Here is a 24,811-nt window from a genome sequence, read left to right on the forward strand (position 1 = left end):
TTCTGTTGATAATAACTATTTTTCTCCTGAACATAACTGTTTAGGATTTTTTTTTAGACTTTTTCATTAATCAGTAAATATCGAGCGAAAGACACCCATTGCTAAACTCAGAGTATGACAGCATACATTTATCTTCACGGTTTCGCTTCTAGTCCCAAATCTAATAAAGCGCAGTATTTGCGCGATCGCTTTACAGAAGTTAATCTTAATCTCAATGTCTTAGATCTCAATCAAGGAAATTTTAGTCGTCTAACTCTATCTCGGCAAATTCAACGAACTATTGCTGCCTTTCCAGATTCTCAAACACCTATTACTCTAATTGGTTCTAGCTTTGGCGGCTTAACGGCTGCCTGGGTTGCTCAACAGCAACAAGTAGAGAAGATAATTTTATTGGCACCTGCCTTTGGTTTCCCTCAAAGTTGGTATGCAAAATTAAAACCTGAGCAAATAGAACAATGGCGAGAATCAGATGCCTTGCCTATATATCATTACGGAGAAGGTAAACAAGTTTTGTTGCACTATCAATTTTTACAAGATGCAGATAACTATCCTCTATCGGGATTAAAAAGATCTGTTGCTACTTTAATTATTCACGGTATTCATGATGATGTTGTACCAATTCAAGTTAGTCGCGACTATACTAGCCAGCATTCTCAGGTAAAGCTGATTGAACTAAATAGCGATCATGGTTTGAATGATGTTAAAGAGAGAATTTGGCAGGAAATTAAAGGGATGATTAATGCTTAACGAATTTTGCAGACTGATGGTTGCGTTGCCACGGCAGTTTTTGCTGGAGAAATCAGTTCAATATTTCCCTTAGCATTAACTATCCAGGTATGAGCTTCTGTTAGAGGCTGATAGTCAGCATTCTCTTTCTGGCTGACGTTATGCTTATTGTCTCGATCTGTATCTGCATCTGTCGATCTATTAGAGGTTTCGTCTAAATCCGCTAAAATTTCTAGATTACTTGTTTCTTGCAGCAAATTATTAGGAACACCGCCACGTCCAATATTACGGAATTGATTTTGACTAAAACTTGCTCCCTTACCGCAGCCTTTGTAAATATAATTTTCTGCTACCAAAGAAGCCTGCTTTCTAAATTGCGTTTGAAGTCTAGAGTTTAAATTTAAAGTAGAAAATTCCACAACTCCTTTTTTCTGCTTGTCTTCGGAGTCAGCAGTAACGCTACTATCGCTATCCGCCAAAAATAATCGAGCCTTAATGGCAATTTTGCCACCGCTTCCCTGTTGAGCATCAGCACTAACTTGACTGGACTTTAGCAAAACTAAATTAGCTGTTTCTACGTTTATTTTACCGCCATCACCGTTATTTTTAGCTGTTGTAGAGATAGCACCTTGATTGTTTAGAATAACTGACTTTTCTGCCATGATGCCGATCGAGCCACCATTTCCAGATATGGTATTAGCGATAATTTTGCCTTGGGTATCTAAATCTAGATTTGAGGTAGTAATTAGAATATCTCCCCCATTAGCAAGACCGAAATTGCTGACGGATATTTGTCCTCCTTGCTCTATTTTTAAGCTAGGAGTATTAATAACTAAAGACCCGCTTGCAGCTTGGGGTTGCCGTGCTGGAGATAAACCTTCAATACCCGAAGAGGCAGAAAAACCACTAGATAATTTAGTTTCAGTTGGCTGCCCTGTCATACTATTTTGCGATCGCAAAACTCCTGTACCAGAAATATCGATGGCTTTACTAGCATTAACTGTAATTGTTCCCCCTGCTCCTATTCCGCCCAAAGCCTGAATTTGTCCTCCATCTTTAACAGTTAATTGGGCAGTATTAATTGCTATTCCGCCTCCATCTCCTTGTCCTTGAGTCGAAGTGCTGATGATGGGAGGATTTTTATCTGCTTCACTCTTCAACTCCACAATGTCTTGAGCGTCAATAGTAATATTTCCGCCTGGATACTTGCTAAAAGTAGCGGCAGAAATTAGTGAACCATTTTTGACTGAGATTTGAGGTGCTACCAGAGAAATATCACCTCCTCCACCAACTTGTTGTTCTAGATCGAAACTCTGTCGTAATACCTGAGAAAGCAGAGAACTATTATCTAAATTGATCGATTCTCTGGCTTTGAGATTAATCGTACTTTTTGCCGCGTTAATACTTGTAGCATTAATGATTCCTGAGCCTGTAGCCAAATTAATGTTGTTGCCTTGAAACTTAATCGCACCGCTATTATTAACAACTAAAGCTCTATTAGTCAGGTCAATATTACCGAACTGGTTGAGGTTTTCATATTGGAATTGCCAACCGCTATTATCTAGTTTTAAATTAACACTGCCAGACTTGATACTACTAACTTCAATATTACTTTGAATACCATTAAGACTATTTCTAGTGATGGAGACATCTCCGCCTAGTAAAGCTAGAGTGTTGCCTGGCTTTACACTTAAGCCACTAGAATTGCTGGATACTCGACTATCATTGGGCAATAGTGCTATTTTTCCAGGATTTTGACCATACTGTAAGCCGATAGGCGAGGTGATGGTTAATAAGGGAGTGCTTTGGGGATTAGTGGCAGCAAATTCCGTACCATCTTCAAATATAAAGCGATCGCCCGTGCTAGCAATAAAAGATCCCCCGATATTTAGCTGGGCGTTGGCACCAAAAACAATTCCCGCAGGATTGAGCAAAAATAAACTGGCATTACCCTGAGTTTGAATCAAACCATTAATCTCAGAAACAGTTCCCCCAGTAACACGACTAAAAATATTTTCAATATCTAAACCGTTATCAAAATTAGCGATCGCGCCTGTCGCCAAAGAAAACTCTTTAAAGCTATGAAACAGGTTTTGACCAGTTTGAGTACCTCCTTGGATTAGAGAAGTACCATCAATTACTTGGACTTGAGTATTAGTCGTTTGATCGCTGGTTATCTGCGCTTGAGCATTACTATCACTAAACATCAGGGTTAGGGTAGCAATCGTCAGACCGACTGTAGATTTATAGCCACCAAAATTAGTAGATAGCATTGCCATGATTTAGGAGAACTAACGCAATATTAACTTACGTAATATAAGACAGCCACTTATCAATTATCAATGAGCAATGAACAATGACTATTTTGTTTAATCTAAGTACAAATTTTTGAGAATTAAGTAAACTCATATACAGGTAGTCTGTTATTTCCAACTTAATGCAACTTAGTTCCAATCAAACTTCATCATTTCCCAAAGCCTTGCAGCTTATCGCCCCTTTTTTCCTTTGGGGAACAGCAATGGTAGCCATGAAAGGAGTAATTCCTTACACCACTCCCTTTTTTATGGCGGGAGTGCGATTAGTACCTGCGGGAGTTTTAGTGCTAGTGGTAGCGATAATTTTAAAATTGCCTCAACCTAAAACTTGGCAGGCTTGGCTTTGGATTTTGGCTTTTGCTGTAGTTGATGGAGCAATGTTTCAGGGCTTTTTGGCTCAGGGAATTGTTAAAACTGGGGCAGGTTTGGGTTCGGTGATGATTGATTCCCAACCTTTAGCGGTGGCACTTATGTCTAGCTGGTTATTTGGCGAAGTGATTGGCTTGTGGGGCTGGTTAGGACTGAGTATTGGCATATTAGGTATTAGTTTAATTGGTTTACCCGATCGCTGGATTTATAGTATATTTGCAGGCAATCTAGGAGAAGTGAATTTAAATTTGCTAGGGTTGTTTGATAACGGCGAGTGGTTAATGCTGCTGGCTTCATTATCGATGGCGGTGGGGACGGTAATGATTCCTTATATTAGTCGTCATAGCGATCCTGTAGTTGCTACAGGCTGGCACATGATTATTGGTGGCTTGCCTTTGTTTGGTTTGTCTTGGCTACAAGAATCTCAGCAGTGGGATAATTTGACTGTCGAAGGCTGGTTAGCCTTGGGATATGCAACAGTTTTTGGTAGCGCGATCGCCTATGGAATCTTTTTTTATTTAGCATCTAAAGGTAATTTAACCAGCTTAAGTGCTTTAACCTTTTTGACTCCTATTTTTGCTTTGCTGTTTGGCACAATTATTCTTTCAGAAGTATTAAGCAGTCTTCAGTCTCTGGGAGTGGCATTAACCGTAGTCAGTATCTATTTAATTAACCAACGAGATAAAATTGCAGCCAAATTCAAACCTAATGTTGACGAATCAGAAATAATAGATATTGCTGAAGATCGGGGGTCATTAAATATAGTCACATCCGAAGAAATGGCTATAGAGGATTAGATTTTATTAATGTTCAATGCTCAATATTTAACTGTTATAAAGCCTGTTGCAATTTCTCGGCTAAAACTCGCACATAAGGCTCTTCGAGCATATTAAAGTGATTTCCAGGTACTTGCTCAATTTTTAGTTGACTTACTATTCCTTGATGCCAACCATTGCGAGGGCAAAGCCAGTGCTTAATTCTGTGGTCAAAAAAGAAAGTACGATCTTTTTCGGTAGCCAGAAATAAAGACACTTTGCCTTGGTAAGGTTGAATAATGTAGGGATCTGAAGTTGATTTTTCAGTTGTCGGCAATTTAGCTGTAATTCCTAATTTTATTCTGGCTTGCAAATAGCTAATTTTATCTGCCAGCTTAAGACTGGCAAGCCGATTCCAGTTAGTACGTAAAGTATAGTTAAGCTGTTGATAATTTTGGTAGAGAGGATGTGAACCAGCAGTATCCAAAATAGCCAATAAAGCTACCTCTTTGTCCATAGCTTGAAGCTGTTGGGCAATTTCTAAGGCAATTAATCCGCCAGTCGAATAACCAGCGAGTATATAAGGGGGTTGAGGTTGGACGGTCAAAATATCTTTTAGATGATGACTAGCTAAAGCTTTGATTTGACGACTATTGCATTCTAAGGTGAAGTAACCTGATTCCATTAGATAAAATGGTTGCTCATCTCTCAGATAATCTGCTAAAGGTGCTGCTTCTTCGTAGGCATTGGCACAGAAAAACAAGGGAGGCTTACTGCCTTGTTTTTGCAATGCTATCATCAGAGAGTTAGGTCGAGGGCGATCGCCTTGTCTGCCTGCCATAATGGTTAGTAATGCTTGATAGTCTTCTGGCTCTATGCCATCGGGAGTGGTATCTAAGTCTTCAATTGTTGGCTGTCCTTCTGCAAAACAGCGAGCCATTTGTTCGATGGTAGTTAAGTTTGCAAGAGCTTTAAGAGGTATTTTTTGCCCTAAAGCCTGCTCAATCTCGCTAACCAAGGTGATGGCTAAAAGAGAACTACCGCCTAATTCTAGAAAATCGTCTTTAATTCCAACTCGTTTGACTTCGAGAACTTTTTCCCAGGCTGAAGCGAGTTGAGTTTCTAGTTGACTTCGAGGAGCGACATAACTTTCGGCAACGGTTTGACTAGTAAAATCAAATGGGGGCAAAGCTTTTGGATCGATTTTGCCATTAAGAGTTAAAGGCAAAGCATCAATAGTCATAAACCCAAAAGGGATCATGTGTGCTGGAAGTTGTTGTTTAAGAAAGCCACGCAATGCTTCATGATTGACTGTAGCGTTAGGCTGGTTAACTATATAACCTATTAACCTCTGATAACCCGTTGCTGAGTTTTCCTGGACTGTTACTGCTGCTGCTTGAACCCCAGGATATTGCAGGATCGCTGATTCAATTTCTTCAATTTCGATGCGGAAGCCACGAATCTTTACCTGACGATCTAGACGACCAACACAGATCACCGTTCCGTCTTCAGCATAGTAAGCCAAATCTCCAGTTTTGTACATACGAGCTTCTGGGCGATCGCTAAAGGGGTCACGAATAAACCTGTCTATGGTCAATTCAGGTCGATTTAAATAACCTCTAGCTAGGCAATCCCCGCCGATATATAGCTCCCCTGGAATACCAACTGGCAGAAGCATTAAATGAGAATCTAAGATGTAGTATTTAACGTTAGCCAAAGGATGACCAATAGAAATTGGCTCTGCATCGGCTTTTACTTGATGGACTGACGACCAAATTGTAGTTTCGGTTGGCCCGTATAAATTCCACAGCGAAGCACCCTTATCTTGGAGTTGCTTGGCTAGTTCTTTGGATAGAGCTTCACCAGTGGAAATCATTTTTAAGTTTTTACTGCCCTGCCAACCCGCTGCTAAGAGTATTTTCCAGCTAACTGGGGTAGGCTGCATAAAGGTAACCTGATATTTTTCCAGGGCTTGCAATAGTTGATGACCATCAGTAGCAGTTTGACGAGAAACTACAGCTAATTTTGCGCCGACAATTAAGGGGAGAAAAATTTCGGCAACGGCAATGTCAAAAGAAATGGTGGTAACTGATAAGAGAGTATCACTAGCATTAATTCCAGGTTCGCGGGCAATGGAGGTTAAAAGATTGACCGCAGTACGATGTTCAATTTGTACACCTTTAGGTTTGCCTGTCGAGCCAGATGTATAAATGACATAAGCTAGATTATTAGGAGCTACTGTATTAGTTAAATTGTGACTGCTTTCTGGTGCAATCGCCGTATCAAATTCTTCTAAATTAACAACTTTTTGTTGAGCAAAATCCAGATTTAAATGCTTTTGAGTTAGCAATACGGCAACTTGAGCATCTTCTAGCATATAGCCAATACGGTCGACAGGATAGCTAGGATCTAGTGGCACATAAGCACCGGCTGCCTTTAAGATAGCCAAAATACCTACTACCATCTCAACTGAACGCTCAACACAAATTCCTACCAAAACTTCAGACTTTACACCAATGTCTCTGAGGTAATGTGCCAGGGAATTAGCTCTTTGATTTAATTCTTGATAGGTTAAGTGTTGCTCTTCAAAAATTAAAGCGATCGCATCTGGGGTTTTAGCTACCTGCTGTTCAAATAATTGATGAATACATAAAGTATTAGGGTAATCAATCTGAGTATCGTTCCAAGTAACTAAAATTTGCTGCTTTTCGGCTGGAGTTAAAAGCGGTAAAGTAACAATTTGCTCTTTAGGTTGAGCCACAACACTTTCTAGTAATACTTGAAAATGACCCATCATTCTGGCGATCGCAGCATCCTCAAATAAATTACCGTTATAAGTAAATACGCAGGATAATCCCTCTGGCTGCTCGATGATTTTCCAACTTAAATCAAGGTTAAGAATTTCCCAATCAGAATCTGCTAAAGTTTCTTCAGAGATGTTTTCCAGTTCAAAAAGTACTTTAAATAAAGCCGTACTTTCGGCATTTTGCATCAGTATTTCTACTAATTCTTTGCTTATTGTTAGATTTTGTTGTATCTGAGCATCCAAAGTTATTTGTAAAGTTTGAATTAGCTCATTAAAACAACTTTCAGAGTTTAATTGGAGAGGCAATAAAATAATATTTTCTAGTACGCCAAATCGAGTATTTGCCCTAATTCTTTTTTGCTTATTTACTGGTGTACCAACAATAATTTCTGTCTGTCTAGTGTAGCGATTGAGAAGTATTTGAAAAGCCGTCAACAAAACAGAAAATAAAGATACATCTTCTTGAATAGCAATATTTTTTAAAGACTCAGATAATTCTTGAGACAAAACCAAAGTTTGATTACTGGCAACAAATTTTTTGACTTGCGCTCTAGATTTAGTTGTGGGGAGTTCTAAAACTGGCAGTTTACCTTGGAAGAGTCTTTCTAAAAAATCAAGCCTAGATTGAATACTATTTAAAATGGGCAAATCTGATGTTTCAAAAGAGTCTGATTGAGATATGGATTGGTTTTTTTCTGAATGATTGTCGGTATTGCCGTAAATATCAGTAGAAACTGAAGCAGCATATAAATTTTTCTCAGTATTTTTACTGTTCATTAAAGTTAAGTATTATCGAATAAAAATTGAAATATAGTAAAAACAATAAAATATATTTTATTATTGCAATTAATATTTTAGCCCATGAATTTTGTGATTGGGTAATTAAAAAAAACCAATTAAGCACTGTTTAACCGAAGAAAAACTCTAGATTACAATGCTCAAATCTATCATCAAACTTTTCGTTTAACTAATTTAGATTTAGTCTTCTAAATTAAAAATAATTATCTAGATTTTGTTAAAAATCAAACATTTAAAGATTTATAAAAAATACTATTCAGGAAATTATTTTGATGCTGTAGAATCAAACAACATATTAGATTAGAAATTAGAGAGTAAATCAACTACAAATGTCTTTTAGACAGACTTGAGAATAAGCCTTTGCGATCGCTAAATTCAAATCTCGGTATGCTTTTTTTAGAACTTTTAATCTTGTCTGCACTTACTCAAGCATTAAGAATCTATGTTCTTTGATCCCTCTCGTTCACTAAAAGCAAAAAAATCACTGTATTTACCAGTAAAGAACTAAGCTAAGTAATAAGACTTATTATATTTTTAGCATTGACACACGCGGTTCAAATATGTCCGATCCTGATTTAGAAAAGTTATTGCGTCGTTTACATAATAATCTTGCCGAAGATAAACTGATTCAAACAATAACTAGCGATCTTAGAAAGAAACTTAGGGTAGATCGCGTAGCTCTCTATTACTTTTATCGTCAGTGGTCAGGAAGAGTGACTTTTGAATCGTTGAGTTCTAGTATTTATTCAATTTTAGGCTCAACTGGACCAGATGACTGTTTTAATCAAGAATATGCCGATTTATATCAAGGCGGTAGAGTAAGTGCGATCGCTAATATCGAAACTGCCAATATTGCCGAATGTCATCGAGATTTTTTAAAAGAAATTCAGGTAAAGGCTAATTTAGTAGTACCAATTTTGATTCCTTCAGGACTTTGGGGTTTGCTGGTTGCTCATCAGTGCCAAAGTACTTTTTATTGGTCGGCAGAAGATATTCAGGCGATGCAAACAGGAGCAAGTAACCTCGCTGAAGCTCAGGCAATTCGTAACAACAAATAATGCAGCAGGGCTTGTTAGTTTTACTCAGCAAAAAGCGACTGCATTTCTGAGCGATCGCTTTAACCCAGCTTGAGTTAATGGCGATCGCCTTATATTTAGTCTAGTTTAGTTTCAGGTTGAATACTTAGAAACCAACGCCGTTAGCATCAATACCAACTAAGTGATCCAATTGACTTTCAGAAAGAGCATTGCCACCCAGGTTGTCATACTGCTGAATCAAAGCAGAAGCCAAAGGCGCATTGTAACTAGTACCCACTTCATTGGTAATCGCATCATCACGGCGGTCATTGTAAGAATAATCATCCGCATAACGAGGGCCACCCACGACTGCACCGTAAAGAATATGTTCGGCTGGCGCTGTTGGGTTGCCACCCTGGTTAGGAGAAGAACCTCTGTGGTGAATATGCTGAGGATAGTTCTTGCCAAATCCAACCACGTAGCTAAAGTTATTTGGATTATCACCCAGGATATAATCTATTTGATTATTAGCAAACTTGCTGTAGCGAGAATCCTCTTTTACCGTGTCGTTATAAAGCTGTGCTAAATATGCAGTAGCACTAGTTACAGGAATCGAACCCCATTCAGCACGATGAGCAAAACCACCCGCCGTATATTTAATATTGCTGTTGCCATTGACCCAGTTATTTAACCAACCTTCTACCTGACCTTTAAAGAAAGGATCTTTACTTTCTTGAGCCAAAATCACTCCCGCATCATAAGAATGCTCATCTGCTGCGGATGACCAGTCTCCTAAACCACCAACTTTAGTTTTAAAGTAGTTTTCCGCTTTATTTAAGTAAGACTGTTGTTTTGTAGCTTTGTATAACCAGGCAGCACCAGAAGCTAACTCATCTCCAAAGCCACCCCAGCTAGTATAGAAAGGATTAGCCGCAGCGACTGAATCTGAATATTTGCCCTGATAAGTTTCGGCAAACTTATATAGCTGCTTGGCATTGTTGAGTAATTTATCGGCATAGGCGTTATCTACTCCACGAAACAGCATCGAAGCTGATGCTAAAGCACTAGAAGTCAAGGCAGCTACATCAGTCCCAGGATGGGCTGGGTCAATCGCAAAAGCTCGGCGGGTAGTATGTTGTTCTACCGTCTCTGGCGCCCCCCAGTAACCATGATCGTTGGCAACACCGCCTTGTCCGACTTGAACCCAAAGTTTTGAAGTTTTACCACCACTAGTTTCATGTGCCTTGAGGAAATAATCTGTTCCCCACTTGACTGCTTCTAAGAGTTCGTCAAACTGTCCTGCCTGTTTGTAAGCATCCTTATACTCCACCCCACCCCAAGCCAGCATATTAATTGAGGCTGCCATGGGTTGACCAAATTTGACGTGATCGCCTGCATCGAAATAACCACCTTCTAAATCGCGACCAACGGTGCTACCGTCATGAACTGTAGCATCACCACGCCATTCAATACGGTTGTCTGCTCCTAAGTCTCCAGAGCGATTGGCTTCCCAGAAGAGGAAGTTTTTTTGTAGAGCTTCACCGTAAGCGAATTTACCTTTTTGTGCCACCGATTTAGCTGGCTCATTGGGAATAGATGTATTGGGAGTAGATATTGGTTTGGGAGTAGATATTGGTTTGGGAGTAGATATTGGGTCAACCAGATTGCTATCGAATTGAGGAGTTAATGCTTGTTTTCCATTGTCGTCAACGATGAAAATAGGCTTAATAGATTGTCCTGTTTTGAGGCTTGCCTGATCGTTTTGACCGCTAATTGTGTATTTACCATTGCCATTGTTGACCAGATCTACACCATAAGCAGCAGATATGGTGTAAGGAAGTTTAAAATCTAGTTTCCAATCTTTAGCATTAGATTCTGCTTTTAAACCCAGCTCTAATTTGTAGCCACCATTCCAATCTTCAACCACACTAGGAGAAATACCAAACTTTTTAACAGGTTTTTCGGGGGTAATAGGGCTGGGTGTTGCTGGTTTTTCGGGAGTAATAGGGTTGGATGTCGTTGGTTTGTCTGGCATCATCACGCTAGAGCTTGTAACCTTGGGAACTAACGCTTCTTTTCCATTGTCGTCAACAATGAAAACAGGCTTGATAGATTGTCCTTGCTTTAAATTTACCTGGTCGTTTTGACCGCTAATTGTGTATTTACCATTACCTTTGTCTATTAAATCTACGCCATAGGCTGCGCTAATCTTATAGGGAAGATTGAAGTTTAGTTGCCAATCCTTAGCGTTGGATTGGGCTTTTAAACCTAGTTCTAATTTGTAGCCACCATTCCAATCTTCTGTTATTTGACTATCAACATTTAAAGCAGCAGTAGATTTACTAGGAGTAGCTAGATTGCTCGCACTATTGTCAAAAATAAATTCGGTTTTGATGGGTTTAGACTTGCTTCTGTTACCTTCATCAATAATTAAAATAACCTCGGTTTTATTACCTTTGCTTAAAGACTTATTCCAACTTGTACCTGAAATGTATACGTTATTTCCTTCTTTTGTTAATTCTGCACCATAAATTTGATCGATTTTATAACCTTTAGGAAGGGCAATACCCAAGTTCCAATCTTTAGCCGAAGTTAATGCTTCTAAATCTAGAACTAATTTATGGCTACCGCCCCAATCATCTGTAATTGTAGATTTAAGATTAAAAGTCTTTTGATTTACTAATTTTGTGTTCATAGGAATTTTATAGAATTTTTCAGTATTAAAACCTAATTTGATAATGAATATCCGATGAAAGTATTAGAGATATTAATCGGAAATTAATAAAGAGCTTTATTTATTCTTTATTTGCTTACAAAACAACTTTATCTCTGCTTAATATCAAATATGAGTGAGAAGAATAACTGAAAGTTTGTGATCTTTGTCACATTTAAGACAGTAAAAGTAATGTGCCTCTAATTGAATTTTTTCAATTACAATTATTACTGGTATATTAAAGGCGATCGCGCAGCTAGTCGGAGACATCGCTCAATAGCATTTTTGTTTGTCGCTACAAAACAGAGGCAATTCTTTGAAGATTAAGGTTGGCAACTGGGACAAAAATGAGAGGATCGCCCTCCTAGCTTTATCTTCTCAATAGAAGTACCACAAACACGACAGGGTTCTCCTTTTCTGCCATAAACTAAAGCTGCATCACCATAGTTGCCGCTGACTCCCAATAAGTTGAGAAAATCGCTAAAGGTAGTACCGCCTCGCTCAATGGAAGTTTGTAAAACTTCAATAATTGAGTAGTGCAGAAGTTTTATTTGCTTTGTGGTTAAGTTTGCTGCTGCTGTATCAGGTCTAATTCCGCTTTTGAATAAAGCTTCATCTGCATAGATATTACCGATACCAGCGACAACACTTTGATCTAAAAGAAAAGTTTTAATCAGACGGCGACGATTGTTTAATTTCTGAGTAAGGTACTCCAGAGAAAAGTCGGCAGAAAAAGGTTCGGGACCCAACTTCTGTAATCCTGTAATGACTGATTCAATTTCTAGATGAGGCGGTACATACCAAACTTTGCCAAAGGTGCGGGTGTCAACAAAACGTAACTCTTTATTTTGTGCAAACAACAGGCGAATACGAGTATGTTTTTGTAGAACTGAATCTTGCTGTACCCATAGTAGCTGTCCTGTCATACGCAGATGCACCCCAAGCCATCCAGCAGGTCGTGCAGAGTTGTTTTCTAGCTGTGCCATGAGGTACTTTCCCCGTCTTTGCCAGCTTGCGATCGCCATTCCTGTAATTCCCCGGCAAAATTTTTCGCTCTCAGCAGGATAGGCTAAAGTTCTGGCTAATAAAACTTCGACCTCTTGAATTGGCTGTTTGACAGTTAATTTATTTAAGCCTCGGCGGACGGTTTCTACTTCTGGGAGTTCTGGCAAAGCGCAAGCTATTCCTCGATCAAAATGCAGTCAAGAATAGTTTATCAGTCTGGTGGAAATTAATGCTAAATCGCGCTTTTATCTTTAATAGAGGTTACTTCTTCAGCAAAACTTTGCAGAGGAGTAAATTCAAATGGGCCCGCTACCGATCCCCAAACTAGTTCATTCGTCTCGGGATCTCGTCCTCGATCATAGCTAATCAACTTGTTGTTGGTTATCTCAAAGCTGTTATCTAAATAAGTTATTTTGCCTTGACGCTCGACAATACAGGCTTTGCCTGGCTTTATTTCACCTTGGAAACTGCTGCCAGTCCAGGTCACGTCCATATCGCATCCCTCCATTTTCTCAATCAGATCCCCAGTCAAGGTATTCAATAAATCCAGATTCCGTGATGCACCAAAAAATTTCTCTTGTTCTTTTACTTTATAGTTTTCTAGTTCAAGGCGATCGCCTGCTACCTTTAATTTAATTACTCGTAAACGATAAGGTTGATTGAGCATAAAATCGTAAGCCTGCTCTAAAAACAAGCTAGTGCCATCAAGTAAATCGTCGGGTAAAGGACGCATACAGACGCGAATATGGGCAAAAAATGGTGGATTGGCATAGGCTTGAGCCTGGTTACTAAAGTCTGATGCCATCCAGCGGGCAAGAGTGGTTACATCTTGAGAATGAGTCATTTATGTATTTTTTGTATCTACAGAAAAATAAGTAAAACTTTTTTCTTATTTTAAAACTTTAAATTGATTCAAGTATTAATTATTGATACTCCCTAATGATCCCACCGCAATTTTCAGATCGAGTATAAAAAATACTTATATTATATATAAATTTATCTGTAGTAAAAGCTGAAAGTCAAGAATTGCCTAACTCGGGAATGATCCCCAAAAAGAAAATCAATCAACTGCATTCTTTGATACGAAAAAATCGTCAATTTATATTTTTATTTGTTAAGGTGTGTGAAGTGGTTAGATTATCTAAAAATTACTTTTCAAAGCCTCAGAATAATAAAGCAATTGGAGAAAAAACTCATATGCTACTGTCTACTTGTTTTAAGCCACTGAACTGATTGTAAATTGAACCTGGAATCATAAAAGTTAGTACTTGATTCAACAAACATTTTTGTATACACAAACACTCAAAAATGACAAATTGCACAAAAAACTTAATCAAAAGCCGTATAACTAGATACAGATTGATTCTGAAAACAATTATAAAACAAAGCCAAATTTAGAAAAGGCTTTGCTTTTTACCTACTTAATAATGAACTGACTTAGCGATCTATATATAGCTAACTTTGACAAGTTAGTTGATATTGTACGAAGTATAAAGAGAGGATTTAAACGATGAATGTCAAAGGAAAAACAGCTTTGATTACAGGTGCTTCTCGTGGTATTGGAAAGGCGATCGCCTTAGAATTTGCTCGCCAAGGAATTAAGCATTTACTATTAGTAGCCAGGGATCGCCAAAAACTAGCAGATGTTGCTCAAGAAATAGAAGCAAAGGGCGTAAAAGTTACTACCTTATCTGTAGATCTATCTCAGTCATCTGCAATTAATATTGCGATCGCTCAAGCATGGCGCACTCATAGACCAATTCATTTACTAGTCAACTGTGCAGGAGTAGCTCATCAAGCACCCTTTTTAGAAACAAAACTGCCCAAAGTAGAAGAAGAGATCACTACTAACTTGCTGGGTATGATGACCATCACTCGTCTGTTGGCAAAACGTATGGCAAGACAAAAAGAAGGCACGATCGTTAATGTTTCAAGCCTCATGGGGAAAGTAGCAGCCCCTACCATGTCAACTTATTCGGCAACCAAGTTTGCAATTGTTGGTTTTACTCAGGCTTTGCGAAGTGAATTAGCTAGTCATAATATTCAGGTTGTTACCCTGTTACCAACCCTAACCGATACTGATATGGCGCGGGGTCTTAAGCTGTTTCGCTGGGTCATGCCTATGACACCTGAGAAGGTAGCCCAAGCTTTAGTTTCAGGACTATATAATAATTCAGGTGAGATTTTGGTAGGATGGCAAAGTTATCTTGCAACCTGGTGTCAACGCATCTTCCCGCAATTGTTTCAGAGGCTTATGAAGTTATCTGCACCAAGTATGTAAATATCGCAGTACGGCAATCGGTGAGGACAGAAAAGTTAGTAGCTCAAAAGTAGCAAGTAGCAATAAGGAATTTAGCAATTTTAAAAGCGTCCTAAACATCTCAAGTAATACTATGTTTGTGCAACATCAAATTTACTTTCGATAATCAGGTAAAAGATAAAAAGAAGATCCAGATTAAAATGCACAGTCGCTAGGTAGAGGTTCAACAGACTTTAACTTTGCAGCAAAATTTTGGGGTAAAGTGACTTTAGAAAAACCTGACTTTATCGATCCCTGTTGTGCTATAGGACTATAACCATCAGTAGACATATGCACTCTGACAATTACTTTTTGTTCGGGATCGATTGCTACTATTCCTCCTGTGCGTTCAAAAGGTTGTTCATCTACATGACTGTGTAACAAGACTCGACGGTATAGCAATTTTCCTTCTGGAGTAATTACTTCCCACCAATCAGCATAGCGATCGCAACCAGTATCGGGACTTTTAACTGTAACGGCAAAAGTATAGTTATTAGCTTCGCCCGTAGCTTTGATATTTGTTACTTGAGCGGTTGAATTATTTTTAGTCATGGCTACAGTAGGTTTTGTGGAGACTACTTTAGATTTATTAATGCTCGAACATCCGCCTATAATAATACTTAAAGCTAAAGCTGGAAAAATTTTGCTCACATCAAATACCTAATTGCATTAGGGATATAAAGAAAATACGTTAAATAATTTTAGTGTGGCTTAAATCTCTAAACAATCAAGCAAAGTAGAATCTACATTGTTAATTGCAGCAGTTTTCTATTATGTAGACCAGACAATAATCTATATAGAGAATAGGGAATGGGTTTTGCTCAACTAAATTCGGCTGTAAGCGTGTATTTTTAAACAAAATTTTATTCAGCTTAAAGTTTTTTCAATGTTAACCAACTTTTCAGAAGATGGATATTTGCGAACAAGATGATTATGTCATTAAACGATTTTATTAATTCGGCTTTAGGGCTGGATGCTCAACAATTAAATATCTGGCAGATGGGATTGAGGGCAGCAGTAATCTATATAGCTGCATTGATCATGGTTAGGCTATCAGGCGATCGCCGTTTCATTGGCAAATACGCTGCTTTTGATGTAATTCTTAGCATCATTTTTGGTTCTACCTTGAGTCGGGCTATTAATGGTAGTTCCAATTTTTTTGAGACCATTTTTGCTGGATTTGTTTTAGTGGGGATGCATTGGTTATTCTCGACTGTTTCTTTCCATTCCACAAAGTTAGAAAGAAAAATAAAAGGAAAGTCACGAATTTTAATTAAAGATGGTCGGCTTTGCCACAAAGCAATGCAAACTTCTCATATTACCAAACAAGACTTAGAATCTAATTTACGTCTTAAATGTCAGATAGATAGATTAGAGCAGGTAAAAGGTGCTTGTTTAGAAAGGAATGGTGATATTAGTTTTAGTTTAAAAGCAGAATTTACAGGCGATCGAGACAATTAACGGTGAGCAACTAACAACGAGCGTCGTTATTTTCGATTAGCAAGAGATTTGATCGGCAAAGAGAACAATAACAATACAGAGATAATTTCTAAGCGTCCCATCCACATTAGAAAAATTAGCGTCAGCTTACCCAACCAGGGTAAGTCGGGATGGCTGATACCAGTAGATAGACCTACACCACTTGTTGCCGAAGCAACTTCAAAAATTACGTCAACTAAGTTGTAGGTGGGCAACTTTAAATATTGCAGCACAAAAACACCGATAATTGATATGCTCAACCACAAAATAGCCAAAACCGCTGCTGCGTCTACACGGCGATCGGCTTCTTGCTCTTTTAAAAGCTTTCCATCAAGCTTATAACGCATCATTTCGTGGGGTAATAAGGCAATACGTCGAAAACGCCAAACAATAGCTTTAAACAGAATTACCAAACGACTTAGTTTGATTCCTCCCGCTGTTGAACCTGCCGCACCGCCAATCGCCATCGCTAAAGCCATCAGTAATTTTGCCCCCTCATCCCAAGATTTTACTGAAACTGTATTAAAGCCACAAGTACCCAAAGCCGAAGACCATTGGAATAGGGTATCGATAAAGGCAACATCTCTATTTGCTAAGTAATGCATAAGCGAAAGTAGCAAAGTTCCAATTGACAGTAAAATCCACAATGCCTGATGCTGATTATCCGACCAAAAAGCAGACAGTTTACGGTAGCGCAAAAACTGATAGTGAACCGAAAAACTAATTGCACCCAGAGTCATAACGACAATAACTGCTAGTTTAACTGCAATTCCATAGTCACCAATGCTATTGTCGCGCACGCTAAAACCGCCCGTAGAAATAGCCGTCATGCTATGATTTAGGGCTTCCCACCAAGTCATGCCAACGATACGAAATAAAAAGATACTACCGATGGTGTAAGCCAGATAAATCCACCAGATACGTCTAACTGTCTTACCAACGGTTAAACCAATTCTTTGACTTCTACCCTCGGCATTGTAAAGCTGATAGGGTTCGGTAGTTGGTTCGAGCAAAGATATTACCAAAACAATTACCCCCACACCACCAACCCACTCTATGAACGATCGCCACCACTGGAGAGTATGAGGTAATTCACTGTAATTGAATGCCATTGATAGTCCTGTACTGGTAAAGCCAGAAAAAGATTCAAAAATGCAGTTCCAAGGATTTTGAAACTGTAAAATAGTTGTAGACAAATCAGGAGCAAGATCGGCAGCGTTAGCCGTCATCCAGATCGGAATTGAGCCAAACAAAGGTACGAGCAACCAGCCTAAAGCAGCGGTTGCCATGACATAGGGAATACGATTGCTAGTTTTAGACTTAGTTTGACGAAATAGTAATTGACCGATCGCAATTGAGACAAACGCACAGGTGAGTAAAGGAACAAGAGCATAGGTTTCATTGGCTAGCAAACACACAGGCAGAGAAATTAATGCCATAATTCCAGGTACGTGCAAGAACAAACCAATATCTCGTAAAATGGTTCTCATGCTAAATCCAGATATATCATTTATTAGGGCGATCGCCTTATTTTGAGTCTACAAAGCTATATAATTTTTGGGCTATCAATCTTTCAGGATCGCTAAGAACCTGAAAACCTAAATTTTCAAACACACCGCAATGCTCTTTTTCTTGCAGTAAAGTAATTAAGTTTTTGACGTTATGGTTTTTGCCTAAAATCATTGCCATCAAGTTAACCGAATCGTCTCTTGTGGTGGCAATAATTGCATCAGCATTATCTACATCTGCTTCTTCTAGAACGCCACCTTCAGCAATATCAGCATGAAATACCTGCACGTCAAACTCTTGCATAATTTCCCTAGCGCGATCGGTTTGTTTTTCGATTACAGCAACTTTGTGTCCTTGCTCTTGGGCAGTTGCAATTAGCTGTTTGGTCACAGCACCCGCGCCAACTATAATTAGATACATATTTATCTCTAAAAAAATTGTTCTGAGTAATTAATAATCTTAAATACTTTTTGATTTTTGATAACAAGTTTACAGCAATCAACTAGATAAATTAAACTTTTAATTTAATGTATATTTTGTTACTAACTCATTCATGTACCTAAAGACATAAGTTTAGATAACTTGACAGCTTTTTGCTTAAAGTTTGCTAATAAAAAGTAAAAATTATCTATAAAGCGATCGCTTTATGGATTTAACTAATAATATATTTTAAAAATATGCCGACAAAATCTGGAATAATTCGCTATAAATTTCTCAATTATGGTGTTTTAAATTGTCAAACTAAAGGTATTTTGCAAATAGCAAATATAATCATTCCAGACGGCAGATTGTTAGATACTATATCAATTTAAGAACTAGCTTTTACGGATTGGGATGAAAATAATTATAAATTTCCTGTGCCAAACTTTGACCAATGCCTGAAACTTCAGTTAACTTTTTCACATTCGCTTCACGAATATAGTCAATTGAGTGAAAATGAGCCAGAAGCTGCTTTTGACGCTGAAAACCTAAGCCTGGAATTTCTTCTAAGCGCGATCGCCTGCTGCTTTTTAAACGTTGCTGACGATGGAAGCTGACAGCGAAACGATGGGACTCATCCCGCACCCTTCTGAGTAACTGTACTCCAGATTGTTCTGCATCCGTATCTAATGGTTTCGTTTCTCCTGGTAAAAAGATTTCTTCTCTTTTTTTGGCTAAACTAACTACTTTGACGGCTTCTAAAAGATTCATATCTTGCAATACCTTAACCACAGAAGATAATTGTCCCTTGCCTCCGTCAATCATCACCACGTCAGGAAAATCTCGATCTCCCCCAACCCCCCTTGATAAAGGAGGATTTTTAGCATACTTGCGAAAGCGACGACCAATTACTTCTGCCATGCTGGCAAAATCATCAGAACGTCCAATTCTGACATCAGGATTTTTGATTTTGTAATGACGGTAATGTTGTTTTGCGGGTACACCATCGACAAAAACAACTTGAGAAGCTACTGCATTCGATCCCTGAATATGGGAAATATCATAACCCTCAATGCGTTTAGGTAGTTCGGGTAAATCAAGAACAGTTGCTAAATCTTGTAAAGCCCGATCGTTGCGATCGCTTACTCTTTGAGTTCGTTCTAATTCATAGTTGGCGTTGCGTTCCACCATTTCAATTAGTTCAGCTTTTACCTGTCTTTGGGGATTAACCAAACTAACTTTTTTGACTTTTTGATTAGTCAACCATTCTGTCAGCATTTCTCCTTCGGGTAATTCATGCTGTACTAAAATTTCGGTAGGAATTTCTACTGCTTCTACAGTAGTGTAATGTTCTTCTAATACCCGCTGTAAAATTGCCCCAGGCGTACCCGATCTCGCATCGGCAAAAAAGCCTAAGCGTCCGACTAATTTACCTGCACGAATCTGGAATAATTGAATACAGCAGTGTTTATCGTCAGCAGCTAAAGCGATCGCATCACGGGAAACGGTATCATCAGGCAAAGACACTTTCTGATCGGCAGTAAGATTCTGTAAAGCTTTAATCTGATCCCGTAGTTGAGCAGCCCTTTCAAAGTCTAGTCTCTCTACCGCCTTTTCCATTTGAGACGATATAGTATCAACTAGTTCCTCACTCCTTCCCTGGAAGACCATCGCTACTTTTTGAACAATCTTTTTATATTCTTCAGGAGTAATCAAAGACTGGCACACCCCAGGACATCTACCCATGTCGTAATTGAGACAGGGACGATCTTTAAATAAAGGCTGGCGACGCTGACGCAGCGGAAATACACGCTTAATTATATGCAGAGTATAGCGCAGCAGACGAGTATCTACATAAGGACCATAATAGCGATCGCGCTGCTTCGTTGCTCGACGTTTACGGGTAATAAAAATGCGCGGATAGTCTTCTGACCAAGTGATGCACACATAAGGATATTTTTTATCATCCTTGAGCAATACATTATAGTAAGGTTGATGTTTTTTAACTAAGTTAGCTTCCAATGCCAAAGCTTCTGCTTCGGTGTCGGTAACAATAAACTCAATTTCTGTTACCTGACGTACCATCATGGCAATTCTGTCACTCAGCTTTTGAGAGTCACGAAAATAAGAACGAACTCGCGATCGCAATTTCTTGGATTTGCCAATATACAAAATATCTCCATTTTCGCTACGCATAAAATATACCCCAGGTTCGGGGGGTATTTCTTTGAGACGAGCTTCAAGGCGATCGCTTTGCTTTAATAATGGTATATTTTCAATCAATGCAGTCATAGGTTTAAATTACTCCCTATGATAATGATAGAAAATTTTCGCTCTGTCTAGCCTGTAAATATTAAGCACTAGTTAAAGTGAGAAATTTAAGATTTTTAAAATAATTAATCAAATGAATAGTGGCTAAAGCATGGATAAAATCTTAATGGAGTTTGTGAACACGCTTGATTCCTCTTTCAAAAAAATACAAGCGCAGGCGGGCAGCAGTTCTGGTGTTTCACAGTTAACTATCAGTCAATTTCAATATATTGATGCAATCTATGAGTTAGAAAAACCAACAATTACGGAAGTTGCTAATAAACTATTGATTGCTAAAGCTTCAGTTTCTACAGGCATAAACAAATTAATCAAACAGGATTATGTAACGAAAACTCAGTCTTATCAAGACAAACGCATTTTTTACCTGAGTTTAACGGCAAGGGGTGAACAATTAATTAATGCTAAGTATCAAGCTCTAAAAGAATATGGCGATTTTATAAGTGCTGCTCTAAATGACGATGAAACAAGGCAACTTGAAGCTATTCTTACTAAATTAGTCAAACTTTTTGGCAGAATTTAGTTTGACGTTAATATAATTAGTTAGACTAACTAATTAATTATTTCATGCTAATTACCCTACTTGCTGCTGGCTCACGCGGAGATACTCAACCCTATATTGCTCTTGGAGTAGAATTACAAAAATCAGGCTATACCGTTCGGATTGCTGCATCAGAAGCCTTTGAAGATTTAATCAAAAGCTGTGGATTAGAGTTTTATCCGCTTCTTGGCAATGTATCTAAGATCGCAGATAACGATAAATTGAGACAGGCGATGTCAGCCGACAATCCGCTAAAAGTAATCATGAGTTTTAACACGATGAAAAATTATGCCTACTCTTTGCAGCAAGGATTTTATGATGCTTGTCAGGGTTCGGATGCGATCGTCTATCATCCAGGGGCAGTAATTGGATATTTTATAGCCCAAACTTTAGATATTTCTAGTATTTTGGCAACACCGTTTCCGATGATTCCTACCAAGACTTACCCAGCACTCATTTTTTACAACTCTGTAAGATTAGGCAAAACATTCAATTTACTGACGCATATTCTATTTCAGAAAATCAGGTGGCTAATCTCCAAAGCCCCGATCAAGCAGTTCTGGAAAGATAAATTTGGCAGTATACCTCGCAATTTTATCGATCCGTTTTCTCAATTACAGTCAGAGAATAATTTAACTCTGGTTGCCTGTAGCAACTATGTATTTCCCAAGCCCCAGAATTGGTCGAAAGAGGTACATAATACAGGCTATTGGTTTTTAGACGAAGATGACTATTGGTCACCGCCAGATAAATTAAGTGAATTTTTGCTAGCTGGAACGCCACCTGTATATGTAGGTTTTGGAAGTTTAGGCAACCCAGCTAAAGCAACTCAAACAACTGAATTAATTATAGATGCGCTCCAACTTTCTGGACAACGTGGCATCTTAGCAACAGGATGGGGTGGAATGACTAAGCTGAATAAAACTTCTCAAGACATATTCATCATTGAAAGCGTTCCTCATGCTTGGTTATTTCCTAAAATGTCAGTTGTCGTTCATCACGGTGGTGCAGGAACAACTGCTGCTGCTTTGAGAGCGTGTGTTCCCAGCATTCTTATTCCTCATGCCAACGATCAATTTGCTTGGGGAAAAAAAGTTTATGAACTAGGTGTGGGTGCAAAACCAATTCCTAGAAAAAAACTGACCGTAGAAAAACTCTCGGCTGCCATTTCTTATGCTTTAAAAAAAGAAGTAAAAGTAGCTGCAAAAACTTTAGGAGCAAAAATTCAGCGAGAAAATGGAGTAAAAGTAGCTGCCAAGTTGATTATTGATTTTCTCAAACAAAAATAATTGAAACTGATTAGCGATCGCCAAACTAGACTACAAAACTTACTGATATAGAAACAACTTTGCCTACTATTTCTTTATGGTTCTAATACTTGTAGATCGCGACAAATTTTGCGCGTCAGAAAACTATTGATCTCACGGTGTCGAGGAATTGCTGAGGATTTTTGCACAGCACGATTCACATAGATTGTATGTCTTCCACCCTCTCTCAATAGCTCACAACCATTTTTTTCCAGATAGCGAATTAAATCTTTGCGTTTGATGCAGCAGAGAAAGTTACTGATTCTCGAATTACTTCTTGTCCCTGAAGTTGCTCTTGTGATAGCAAACGATTAGCTTCCAAAACTAATTCAATAGCTTCTTCTAGATTTGTCCTAGTTTCTTCTAAACTATCTCCCTGAGTATTAGCTCCTGGTAATTCTTCGACCAAACCAATATATCCTTCAGGTACTTTTTGAAAAACTTTGGTTAATTGAAACTGCATAGTTTTAATAGATGATCGCTTAATACTCGTATTTTTTCCATTTTAGTTGACAGAGTAAAGCGATCGCCTTTCCCATTTCTATGTATAAAGATAATAATAAATTAGCAACACTACCATTTAACTTGCGATCGCTCTTTGGCTACTTGGTTATAGACTTCAATTGTTTGTTTGGCTAAATCATCCCAGCTAAAACGCTTGGCTATAGATTTATAAGCATTTTCGACTAAATACCGGGAATGAGCAGGATTGTTTAGCACTTCTAAAATGCCCCAGGTTAGAGAATCAACATCGTTAGCCTGAGTAACGATACCCGTATAGTTATGCTGCACTACTTCTGATAAACCACCAGTATTAGAAACTACCACAGGCACACGAGCAGCGAAGCTTTCTAATGCCACAATGCCAAAAGGTTCGTATAAACTAGGAAACACTGCACAATCAGCAATTGTCTGAAACTTATCTAAATCAGTATCTGACATAAATCCTGTAAAGTAACATTGTTCGGCAATACCTAAGTAATCAGCTTGGTACTTAAGATGGCTAGTATTTCCGCCACCGATAATTACAAATTTTACATTGTTGGCTAATTCTGAAAGTATTTTAGGTGCAGCATTTAGTAATACTGAGATGCCTTTTTCATAGGTCATGCGCCCTACATAATAGACAATTTTTTCTTGATCGTTGGCAAAACGACGACGAAATTTTATTTGCTCAAAATTATGATGCTTTTTTTCAGGGCGAATGCCATTGTAAATTACATCAAGTTTATCTTCAGGAGATTGAAATACCCGCTGAATTTCCTGACGCATATACTGACTACAGACAATGATTCGCCAGGCTTCGTGAGTTAATAGTTTTTCTTTGCCGTAGATGTAATGTTGATTTGCTGTATGGATACCGTTGTAGCGTCCGTATTCTGTGGCGTGGATCGTTGCCACAATTGGAATTTTGAAGTTATTCTTAAGAGCGATCGCCGCATCTCCTACTAACCAATCATGAGCATGGATTAGATCGAAATCGCCATGTTTAGTTAATAACTTTCCCCCAATACAACCCATGCTGTCGTTCATGTTTGCAACCCAATGAAAAAAATCATTGCCGTGGGCAACATGACAACGATACAAATGAATACCTTCAACTATTTCATATCTTGGAGTAGAACTAAATTCTATAGTTATGAGGTGAATTTCGTGTCCTAGCTTAATTACTTCTGGATATAATTCTGCTACATGACGAGCTATTCCCCCGACTATACGAGGAGGGAATTCCCAAGCTAGTACTAAAATCTTCATCTTTTTGCTTCCTCACGCGATCGCATAGTGGATAAAATATAGCTTTATCTAACTTATGTCTTCAAGTCGGCTTTTCAAATTTACTTTAAGTTTCTTTTAATTCTGAAAATATTATTTAATTTTTGTACATAATAATAGTCAATAGATTTATGATTATAGTCTTTATTTTTGAACAAAATATAGTAAAATCGCGGTTTGTTTTTCAGTTCCAGCTAGTTGTTACAGTTATAGGTCAACTTCTATAGAAACGCAAAGTGTTTACCCTAGAAAAACATAACAATAGTCAAAAATAAAAAAAGCACAAAGCAACCTACCTAAAAGAATTTTTTTAAGTAGATTGCTTCAATCTAGTATTGCTCCTATATGCCAACAGCACTATCAAATATTCGATAGATTTTTAATCGGCTAGATTCTGATTAGCATTATCTATGTCTAAACGGCTATCGTCGCGCTCTTCTAACTTTTCTTTTAAACCTAAAGTTTCGCGATCGTCCATCTCTAAGCCAGCTTGCTTACCTAGCTCGTCAACGTCATTCATCTCGTTGATCTCATTGACATCACTAACTTCTGTAATGGGATCTGTCTGAGCAAACTTTTCTGCACCAGTATTCATATTTTCCTCTTTGTGAGAATGTAATTTCTATATACTAACTAAGACTTAAGCAATGAT

General features: G+C 38.3%; 21 protein-coding genes. 8 read left to right on the top strand and 13 right to left on the bottom strand.

Going from position 1 to position 24,811, the window contains the following annotated elements; all coding sequences use genetic code 11:
• The first annotated feature begins 114 nt into the window (after positions 1-114).
• Positions 115-747, top strand: a complete 633-nt coding sequence (locus SLP02_RS06150; RefSeq protein WP_319419774.1) for a YqiA/YcfP family alpha/beta fold hydrolase — start codon at positions 115-117, stop codon at positions 745-747.
• On the opposite strand, the gene SLP02_RS06155 is transcribed toward SLP02_RS06150, so the two are convergent.
• On the bottom strand, positions 744-3,005 hold the full coding sequence (locus SLP02_RS06155) for a filamentous hemagglutinin N-terminal domain-containing protein (protein ID WP_319419775.1): 2,262 nt from the start codon (positions 3,003-3,005) through the stop codon (positions 744-746). The two genes, SLP02_RS06150 and SLP02_RS06155, sit on opposite strands and share 4 nt — an antisense overlap.
• Positions 3,006-3,163: 158 nt before the next feature.
• Between SLP02_RS06155 and SLP02_RS06160 the strand changes: the two genes are divergently transcribed.
• Positions 3,164-4,207: a DMT family transporter gene (locus SLP02_RS06160; RefSeq protein WP_319419776.1), complete on the top strand. Its 1,044-nt coding sequence runs from the start codon at positions 3,164-3,166 to the stop codon at positions 4,205-4,207.
• 34 nt (positions 4,208-4,241) lie between these two features.
• Here SLP02_RS06160 and SLP02_RS06165 read toward each other — a convergent pair whose 3' ends face one another.
• Complete coding sequence (locus tag SLP02_RS06165) at positions 4,242-7,748, bottom strand: non-ribosomal peptide synthetase (RefSeq protein WP_319419777.1); 3,507 nt, start codon at positions 7,746-7,748, stop codon at positions 4,242-4,244.
• 581 nt (positions 7,749-8,329) lie between these two features.
• Here SLP02_RS06165 and SLP02_RS06170 point away from each other — a divergent pair.
• Positions 8,330-8,827 (top strand): GAF domain-containing protein, encoded by a 498-nt coding sequence (locus tag SLP02_RS06170; protein ID WP_319419778.1) that lies wholly within the window; start codon positions 8,330-8,332, stop codon positions 8,825-8,827.
• 124 nt (positions 8,828-8,951) lie between these two features.
• On the opposite strand, the gene SLP02_RS06175 is transcribed toward SLP02_RS06170, so the two are convergent.
• The 3 genes from SLP02_RS06175 to SLP02_RS06185 all read right to left on the bottom strand — a co-directional run bounded on the left by SLP02_RS06175 (position 8,952) and on the right by SLP02_RS06185 (position 13,347).
• Positions 8,952-11,480, bottom strand: a complete 2,529-nt coding sequence (locus tag SLP02_RS06175; RefSeq protein WP_319419779.1) for a glycoside hydrolase family 9 protein — start codon at positions 11,478-11,480, stop codon at positions 8,952-8,954.
• Between the two features lie 341 nt (positions 11,481-11,821).
• On the bottom strand, positions 11,822-12,670 hold the full coding sequence (locus SLP02_RS06180) for a DNA-formamidopyrimidine glycosylase (protein WP_319419780.1): 849 nt from the start codon (positions 12,668-12,670) through the stop codon (positions 11,822-11,824).
• A 65-nt stretch (positions 12,671-12,735) separates the two neighbouring features.
• On the bottom strand, positions 12,736-13,347 hold the full coding sequence (locus SLP02_RS06185; RefSeq protein ID WP_319419781.1) for a chromophore lyase CpcT/CpeT: 612 nt from the start codon (positions 13,345-13,347) through the stop codon (positions 12,736-12,738).
• 666 nt (positions 13,348-14,013) lie between these two features.
• On the opposite strand from SLP02_RS06185, the gene SLP02_RS06190 reads away from it, so the two are divergent.
• Complete coding sequence (locus SLP02_RS06190; RefSeq protein WP_319419782.1) at positions 14,014-14,784, top strand: SDR family NAD(P)-dependent oxidoreductase; 771 nt, start codon at positions 14,014-14,016, stop codon at positions 14,782-14,784.
• A gap of 174 nt (positions 14,785-14,958) precedes the next feature.
• On the opposite strand, the gene SLP02_RS06195 is transcribed toward SLP02_RS06190, so the two are convergent.
• A complete protein-coding gene (locus SLP02_RS06195) occupies positions 14,959-15,453 on the bottom strand; it encodes a hypothetical protein (protein WP_319419783.1) in 495 nt (164 codons plus the stop codon).
• A 282-nt stretch (positions 15,454-15,735) separates the two neighbouring features.
• Here SLP02_RS06195 and SLP02_RS06200 point away from each other — a divergent pair, with 282 nt between their 5' ends.
• Positions 15,736-16,263 (top strand): DUF421 domain-containing protein, encoded by a 528-nt coding sequence (locus tag SLP02_RS06200; protein WP_319419784.1) that lies wholly within the window; start codon positions 15,736-15,738, stop codon positions 16,261-16,263.
• 26 nt (positions 16,264-16,289) lie between these two features.
• Here SLP02_RS06200 and SLP02_RS06205 read toward each other — a convergent pair whose 3' ends face one another.
• Positions 16,290-17,771, bottom strand: coding sequence for a TrkH family potassium uptake protein (locus SLP02_RS06205; protein WP_319419785.1), 1,482 nt, complete (start codon positions 17,769-17,771; stop codon positions 16,290-16,292).
• 37 nt (positions 17,772-17,808) lie between these two features.
• On the bottom strand, positions 17,809-18,210 hold the full coding sequence (locus SLP02_RS06210; RefSeq protein ID WP_319419786.1) for a potassium channel family protein: 402 nt from the start codon (positions 18,208-18,210) through the stop codon (positions 17,809-17,811).
• A 257-nt stretch (positions 18,211-18,467) separates the two neighbouring features.
• On the opposite strand from SLP02_RS06210, the gene SLP02_RS06215 reads away from it, so the two are divergent.
• Positions 18,468-18,602: a hypothetical protein gene (locus SLP02_RS06215; RefSeq protein ID WP_319419787.1), complete on the top strand. Its 135-nt coding sequence runs from the start codon at positions 18,468-18,470 to the stop codon at positions 18,600-18,602.
• A 10-nt stretch (positions 18,603-18,612) separates the two neighbouring features.
• On the opposite strand, the gene uvrC is transcribed toward SLP02_RS06215, so the two are convergent.
• Positions 18,613-20,502, bottom strand: a complete 1,890-nt coding sequence (uvrC, locus tag SLP02_RS06220) for an excinuclease ABC subunit UvrC (protein ID WP_319419788.1) — start codon at positions 20,500-20,502, stop codon at positions 18,613-18,615.
• A 130-nt stretch (positions 20,503-20,632) separates the two neighbouring features.
• Here uvrC and SLP02_RS06225 point away from each other — a divergent pair, with 130 nt between their 5' ends.
• Positions 20,633-21,061, top strand: a complete 429-nt coding sequence (locus SLP02_RS06225) for a MarR family winged helix-turn-helix transcriptional regulator (protein ID WP_319419789.1) — start codon at positions 20,633-20,635, stop codon at positions 21,059-21,061.
• A 44-nt stretch (positions 21,062-21,105) separates the two neighbouring features.
• A complete protein-coding gene (locus SLP02_RS06230; RefSeq protein WP_319419790.1) occupies positions 21,106-22,368 on the top strand; it encodes a glycosyltransferase in 1,263 nt (420 codons plus the stop codon).
• A gap of 74 nt (positions 22,369-22,442) precedes the next feature.
• Here the strand turns inward: SLP02_RS06230 and SLP02_RS06235 are convergent, their stop codons facing one another.
• The 4 genes from SLP02_RS06235 to SLP02_RS06250 all read right to left on the bottom strand — a co-directional run bounded on the left by SLP02_RS06235 (position 22,443) and on the right by SLP02_RS06250 (position 24,754).
• Complete coding sequence (locus tag SLP02_RS06235; RefSeq protein ID WP_413467337.1) at positions 22,443-22,628, bottom strand: type II toxin-antitoxin system HicA family toxin; 186 nt, start codon at positions 22,626-22,628, stop codon at positions 22,443-22,445.
• Positions 22,610-22,849, bottom strand: a complete 240-nt coding sequence (locus SLP02_RS06240) for a type II toxin-antitoxin system HicB family antitoxin (protein ID WP_319419792.1) — start codon at positions 22,847-22,849, stop codon at positions 22,610-22,612. Before SLP02_RS06240 ends, SLP02_RS06235 begins: the two co-directional genes overlap by 19 nt.
• Before the next feature lie 110 nt (positions 22,850-22,959).
• The gene (locus SLP02_RS06245) at positions 22,960-24,141 is read right to left on the bottom strand and encodes a glycosyltransferase family 4 protein (protein WP_319419793.1); all 1,182 of its coding nucleotides are present in this window, start codon (positions 24,139-24,141) and stop codon (positions 22,960-22,962) included.
• 397 nt (positions 24,142-24,538) lie between these two features.
• A complete protein-coding gene (locus SLP02_RS06250) occupies positions 24,539-24,754 on the bottom strand; it encodes a DUF6335 family protein (RefSeq protein ID WP_319419794.1) in 216 nt (71 codons plus the stop codon).
• Positions 24,755-24,811 lie beyond the last annotated feature (57 nt).

This window comes from Pleurocapsa sp. FMAR1, assembly GCF_963665995.1.
Classification (GTDB): Bacteria; Cyanobacteriota; Cyanobacteriia; order Cyanobacteriales; family Xenococcaceae; genus Waterburya.

Bases quoted from the DNA above. Each gene is read 5' to 3' on its own strand.
- SLP02_RS06150 (WP_319419774.1), top strand. From the start codon at position 115: ATGACAGCATACATTTATCTTCACGGTTTCGCTTCTAGTCCCAAATCT.
- SLP02_RS06155 (WP_319419775.1), bottom strand. From the start codon at position 3,005: ATGGCAATGCTATCTACTAATTTTGGTGGCTATAAATCTACAGTCGGT.
- SLP02_RS06160 (WP_319419776.1), top strand. From the start codon at position 3,164: ATGCAACTTAGTTCCAATCAAACTTCATCATTTCCCAAAGCCTTGCAG.
- SLP02_RS06165 (WP_319419777.1), bottom strand. From the start codon at position 7,748: ATGAACAGTAAAAATACTGAGAAAAATTTATATGCTGCTTCAGTTTCT.
- SLP02_RS06170 (WP_319419778.1), top strand. From the start codon at position 8,330: ATGTCCGATCCTGATTTAGAAAAGTTATTGCGTCGTTTACATAATAAT.
- SLP02_RS06175 (WP_319419779.1), bottom strand. From the start codon at position 11,480: ATGAACACAAAATTAGTAAATCAAAAGACTTTTAATCTTAAATCTACA.
- SLP02_RS06185 (WP_319419781.1), bottom strand. From the start codon at position 13,347: ATGACTCATTCTCAAGATGTAACCACTCTTGCCCGCTGGATGGCATCA.
- SLP02_RS06190 (WP_319419782.1), top strand. From the start codon at position 14,014: ATGAATGTCAAAGGAAAAACAGCTTTGATTACAGGTGCTTCTCGTGGT.
- SLP02_RS06200 (WP_319419784.1), top strand. From the start codon at position 15,736: ATGTCATTAAACGATTTTATTAATTCGGCTTTAGGGCTGGATGCTCAA.
- SLP02_RS06205 (WP_319419785.1), bottom strand. From the start codon at position 17,771: ATGAGAACCATTTTACGAGATATTGGTTTGTTCTTGCACGTACCTGGA.
- SLP02_RS06210 (WP_319419786.1), bottom strand. From the start codon at position 18,210: ATGTATCTAATTATAGTTGGCGCGGGTGCTGTGACCAAACAGCTAATT.
- SLP02_RS06215 (WP_319419787.1), top strand. From the start codon at position 18,468: ATGCCGACAAAATCTGGAATAATTCGCTATAAATTTCTCAATTATGGT.
- uvrC (WP_319419788.1), bottom strand. From the start codon at position 20,502: ATGACTGCATTGATTGAAAATATACCATTATTAAAGCAAAGCGATCGC.
- SLP02_RS06225 (WP_319419789.1), top strand. From the start codon at position 20,633: ATGGATAAAATCTTAATGGAGTTTGTGAACACGCTTGATTCCTCTTTC.
- SLP02_RS06230 (WP_319419790.1), top strand. From the start codon at position 21,106: ATGCTAATTACCCTACTTGCTGCTGGCTCACGCGGAGATACTCAACCC.
- SLP02_RS06240 (WP_319419792.1), bottom strand. From the start codon at position 22,849: ATGCAGTTTCAATTAACCAAAGTTTTTCAAAAAGTACCTGAAGGATAT.
- SLP02_RS06245 (WP_319419793.1), bottom strand. From the start codon at position 24,141: ATGAAGATTTTAGTACTAGCTTGGGAATTCCCTCCTCGTATAGTCGGG.
- SLP02_RS06250 (WP_319419794.1), bottom strand. From the start codon at position 24,754: ATGAATACTGGTGCAGAAAAGTTTGCTCAGACAGATCCCATTACAGAA.